Source organism: Mesorhizobium sp. M4A.F.Ca.ET.020.02.1.1, assembly GCF_004022645.1.
Taxonomy (GTDB): Bacteria; Pseudomonadota; Alphaproteobacteria; order Rhizobiales; family Rhizobiaceae; genus Mesorhizobium.
On the sequence record NZ_RZOI01000486.1, the window covers coordinates 1 to 4,726 of the forward strand.

5 protein-coding genes are annotated in these 4,726 nt (G+C 64.1%); 1 reads left to right on the plus strand and 4 read right to left on the minus strand.

The window, feature by feature from the left end:
- Positions 1-210, minus strand: a 210-nt coding sequence (locus tag EN742_RS24780) for a nitroreductase family protein (RefSeq protein ID WP_189375554.1), incomplete at its 3' end; no start/stop codon positions are given.
- Positions 211-374: 164 nt separating this feature from the next.
- Between EN742_RS24780 and EN742_RS24785 the strand changes: the two genes are divergently transcribed.
- A complete protein-coding gene (locus EN742_RS24785; protein ID WP_127400547.1) occupies positions 375-1,340 on the plus strand; it encodes a hypothetical protein in 966 nt (321 codons plus the stop codon).
- A 12-nt stretch (positions 1,341-1,352) separates the two neighbouring features.
- On the opposite strand, the gene EN742_RS24790 is transcribed toward EN742_RS24785, so the two are convergent.
- From EN742_RS24790 to EN742_RS24800, 3 genes are all read right to left on the minus strand, one after another.
- Positions 1,353-2,291 carry a 1-acyl-sn-glycerol-3-phosphate acyltransferase gene (locus tag EN742_RS24790; RefSeq protein WP_126054259.1) on the minus strand — a complete coding sequence of 313 codons (939 nt, stop codon included), beginning with the start codon at positions 2,289-2,291 and terminating at the stop codon, positions 1,353-1,355.
- A gap of 85 nt (positions 2,292-2,376) precedes the next feature.
- Entirely contained in the window at positions 2,377-4,353 is a 1,977-nt protein-coding gene (gene thrS / locus EN742_RS24795) for a threonine--tRNA ligase (protein ID WP_126054258.1), read from the minus strand.
- Between the two features lie 154 nt (positions 4,354-4,507).
- Positions 4,508-4,726, minus strand: a 219-nt coding sequence (locus EN742_RS24800) for a penicillin-binding transpeptidase domain-containing protein (RefSeq protein ID WP_281034989.1), incomplete at its 5' end; no start/stop codon positions are given.

Sequence of the window (4,726 nt, forward strand, 5' to 3'; positions counted from 1 at the left end):
GGCCAAGGCCGCCAGCTTCTTGCCGATTTCGACGCGCGCCTCGCCGCGATAGAGGATGAAGCGCCAGGGCTCGAGCCGGCCGTGATCCGGCACGCGCGTGGCGGCGGTGATCAGGGTGGCGATCTCGGCATCGCTGGGCGCCGGCTCTTTCAGGTCTGGAATCGGCGCGGAGTTCCGGGTCAGCAGGAAGTCGATGATCGGCGACGCCATGGGCGCAAGTCTCCTGGAAGTTCGGTTTTGGGCTGAAGCGCGCCTGTGGGAAATTCGGGCGGCTCGGGCATTGGCGCTTCGCGCCGGATGGCAAGAGCCCTGCGGAACGGGATTGGGACTCTCAGGCCTTGAAATTGCCACCGCCTTGGGCTTCAACGCAAGGCATGTTTGAGGGGACACTGCGTCTTTTCCTGGTCTGGCTGGCGGCGGCGCTGTTCATGGCGCCGGTTTCGTCGGCCGTGGCGCAGAACGCGGACGGCATCAGCAATCTGAAGCTGCCGGGGATTTCCAGCTACGCGACGCCGAAAGGCGAGACATCGCTGGCCTTGAGCGGCGGCGGCGCCATCACGCTCTCGGCGCAACTGACGGACAAGGGCAACGACATCACCCGCGGCATCGTCTGGCGGGTCTTCAAGCCCGAGCCGGCCAGCGACGGCAAGCTGCCGATGGTGGCTTCGGCGCATGGCGGCACCGCCGTGTTCCAGCTGGAGCCAGGCAGCTATCTTGTCCATGCTTCCTATGGGCGGGCCGGCGCCACCAAGCGCATCACCGTGGGCAAGGAGGCCAAGCGCGAAAGCCTGGTGCTCGACGCCGGTGGCCTCAAGCTCGACGCCGTGCTGTCGGGGGGCGTGCACATACCGCCGAAGAAGCTGCGGTTCTCGATCTACGAGGACAAGGTCGAGGCCAATGGCGACCGCGCCCTGATCGTCCCCGATGTCGAGCCGAACGCAGTGGTGCGGTTGAATGCCGGCACCTACCATGTCGTCTCCACCTATGGTTCGGTGAATGCGGTCATCCGCTCCGACATCCGTGTCGAGGCCGGCAAGCTGACCGAAGCGACCGTCGAGCACCGCGCCGCCGAGATGACGATGAAGCTGGTGCGCGAGGCCGGCGGCGAAGCGATCGCCGACACTTCCTGGTCGCTGCTCAACGAATCCGGCGACCCGATCAAGGAAACTGTCGGCGCCTTCGCCTCGATGGTGCTGGCCGAAGGCGACTACACCATTATCGCCAAGAACCGCGACCGCATCTACCAGAAGGATTTCACCGTCGTCGCCGGCCAGAACCAGGAGATCGAGGTTCTCGCCACAGAGGCTTCGGCGATCGATCCCGAGGAAGGCGCGGACTGATCAACCTGCCCGTCAGGCCGCCTTGCGCATGCGGCGCGGCAGGAATTGCGCCCGGCCGCGCGGCGCGGCAGGCGCCAGGTCGAAGACGCCGCGATGGAGCCGATCGAGCAGCGCCTTGCGGTCGCGCAGCGGCTCCAACTCGTCCCAGGTCAGGATGTCGCCGACGCGCACGTCTATGGCCTTGCCGGACAACCGCGCGAATTCACGAATGAGCAGCGAGGTGCGCAGCGTCAGCGACGCCCTGCCGACGAACTTCGCCACCCGGCCCTCGCGCTCGGCCATGTTCATTGGACCGCTGACCAGATGGAACAGCCGTCCGTTCTGGCCGGAAAAATGCATCGGGATGACGGAAGCCCTGGCGTCCTGGATCAGCCGGGCCGGAAATATCTTCCAAGGCAGGTCGCGCGCCAGGCCAAATCCTTTCGGCGCGGTGGCGACGCCGCCGGCCGGGAAGACGATGATCGTGACACCTTCCTTCAACAGCCGCACCGCCTCATGGCGCACCGCCATGTTGTTCTTCACCGCTTCCTTGGTTTCGGAGAAGTCGATCGGCAGCGAGTAGGGTTCCATCTCGCGGATCTTGAGCAGGTCCTTGTGGATCATGACGCGGAACGGCCGTCCGAGCTGCTCGGCCAGCGAAAGCACGGCGATACCGTCGCCGATGCCGAACGGATGGTTGGCGACGATCACCAGCGGCGTGTCGGGCAGCATCGCCGGCGGCCATGGAGCGGCGTTCCGGACCTTGACGTCAATGAGCTCCAGCATGCGGCTGAACACGCGCTCGCCGCTCGGCGCCACCTGGCGCCGCCAGAAATCATAGAGCGCGGCAAAACGGTCGCGGCCGGACAGGCCCTCGACGGAATGGATGAACCAGCGCGTCAGCGCCGGCTGATGCGGGTTGGCGTAGGAAAGCTCGGGAAACGGTCTTTCCCGCAGTTTCAGCTTGAGCATCGCGGCTCGTTACAGCTTTGGCGTGACAGCCATGTGAAAATGGCGGTGGATCGCTCCACCGCCAAGCCATCGGGAATGTGCGGATTCAGGCAGCGCGTTTGCGCCTGCGATCCGGCGTTATCGCTTCCTCGCTCAATTGTGCGATCGCCTCGGCCAGGCCGAGCGATTCCTGGTCGCGCGACCCCAACCGGCGGACGTTGACCGTCTGCTCCTCAGCTTCGCGCTTGCCGCACACGAGAATGACGGGGACCTTGGCCAGCGAATGCTCGCGGACCTTGTAGTTGATCTTCTCGTTGCGCAGATCCGCTTCCGCCAGAAGCCCGGCGGCCTTGAGTTTGGCCACCACCTCATTCGCATAGTCGTCGGCATCGGATGTGATCGTGGCGACCACCACCTGCAGCGGCGCGAACCACAGCGGGAAATGGCCGGAATAGTTCTCGATCAGGATGCCGAGGAACCGCTCCATCGAGCCGCAGATGGCGCGATGCACCATCACCGGTTGCTTCTTTTCCGAATCCGATCCGATGTAGAAGGCGCCGAAACGCTCCGGCAGGTTGAAGTCGACCTGCGTGGTGCCGCACTGCCATTCGCGGCCGATGGCGTCCTTCAGCACATATTCGAATTTCGGGCCGTAGAACGCACCCTCGCCCGGGTTGATCGAGGTCTTGATGCGGTTGCCTGACCGTGTGCGGATCGTTTCCAGCACGCCGCTCATGATCTCCTCGGCATGGTCCCAGGCCTCGTCCGTGCCGACGCGCTTGTCCGGCCGCGTCGACAGCTTCACGCTGATCTCGTCGAAGCCGAAGTCGGCATAGGTCGACAGGATCAGGTCGTTGATGCGCAGGCACTCCGCCGCAAGCTGCTCCTCGGTGCAGAAGATATGCGCATCGTCCTGCGTGAAGCCGCGCACGCGCATCAGCCCGTGCAGCGCGCCCGAAGGTTCGTAGCGATGCACATTGCCGAATTCCGCAAGCTTGACGGGCAGATCGCGGTAAGACTTCAACCCATGCTTGAAGATCTGCACGTGGCCGGGGCAGTTCATCGGTTTCAGTGCGAACACCCGGTCGTCGTCGGTGTCGTCGCCGGCCACCGTCACCTTGAACATGGCGTCGCGATACCAGCCCCAGTGGCCCGATGTCTCCCACAGGCTCTTGTCCAGAACCTGCGGTGCGTTGACCTCCTGATAGCCCTGCTCGTCGAGGCGTCGGCGCATGTAGTTGACCAGGTTCTGGAACATCTTCCAGCCCTTGGCATGCCAGAAGACGACGCCGGGTCCCTCTTCCTGGAAATGGAACAGGTCCATCTCGCGGCCGAGCTTGCGGTGATCGCGTTTCTCGGCCTCCTCCAGCATCGTCTGGTAGGCGTCGAGCTGCGCCTGGTCGGCCCAGGCGGTGCCGTAGATGCGCGTCAGCATCGGGTTGTTCGAGTCACCACGCCAATAGGCGCCGGCGACCTTCATCAGCTTGAAGGCATTGCCGATCTGCCCGGTCGAGGCCATGTGCGGACCGCGGCAGAGGTCGAACCAGTCGCCCTGCGCGTAGATCTTCAGGTCCTGGTCGTCCGGAATGGCGTCGATCAGTTCCAGCTTGTAGCGCTCGCCCTTGTCGGCAAACACTTTCTTCGCCTTCTCGCGCGACCAGACTTCCTTGCTGAACGGCTTGTTGCGCTGGATGATCTCGCGCATCTTCTTCTCGATCACCGGGAAATCGTCCGGCGTGAACGGCTCGTTGCGGGCGAAGTCGTAGTAGAATCCGTTCTCGATCACCGGCCCGATGGTCACCTGCGTTCCCGGCCACAGTTCCTGCACGGCTTCCGCCAGCACGTGCGCGGCGTCGTGCCGGATCAGTTCCAGCGCCCGCGGATCCTCGCGGGTGATGATCTCGACCTTGCCGGGCTTGCCGAGCGGATCGGAAAGGTCGCGCACGGTGCCGTCGATGGCATAGGCCACCGCCTTTTTGGCCAGCGACTTCGAGATCGATTCGGCAAGGCCGGCGCCGGTCATCGCCGCGTCGTAGTCGCGGACGGAGCCGTCGGGAAATGTCAGGGAAACGGAATTCAGCATAGAGTTCTCCTATCCAGTCCCGCAAACGAGCGCGGGTGGTGAAATGCATGTCGCCCAAAGTGCAGTGGTTTGGAGCATGCGCAAGAAGCCGGATGCGTCCGGCGGCGGCAGTCTTTTATGGGTAGATTTCAGCGCCGTAAAGCGCTCGTTCCGCCTATTTGATCAAGCCGGGCAGCTCTTTCAAGAACGCCGCGCGCGTCTTCAAGCCCTTGGGCATGTCGGTGCGGTTGGTGCCGACGACCAACCGGGCAAAGACGATCCGGCGCTCGCCTTTTTCAGCCCAGCCGACGAACCAGCCGAGCGAGCGCATGTCCTTGCCGCCATTGCCAAGCCTTGTGCTGCCGGTCTTGCCCTGCACTGCCCAGTTCCCTGC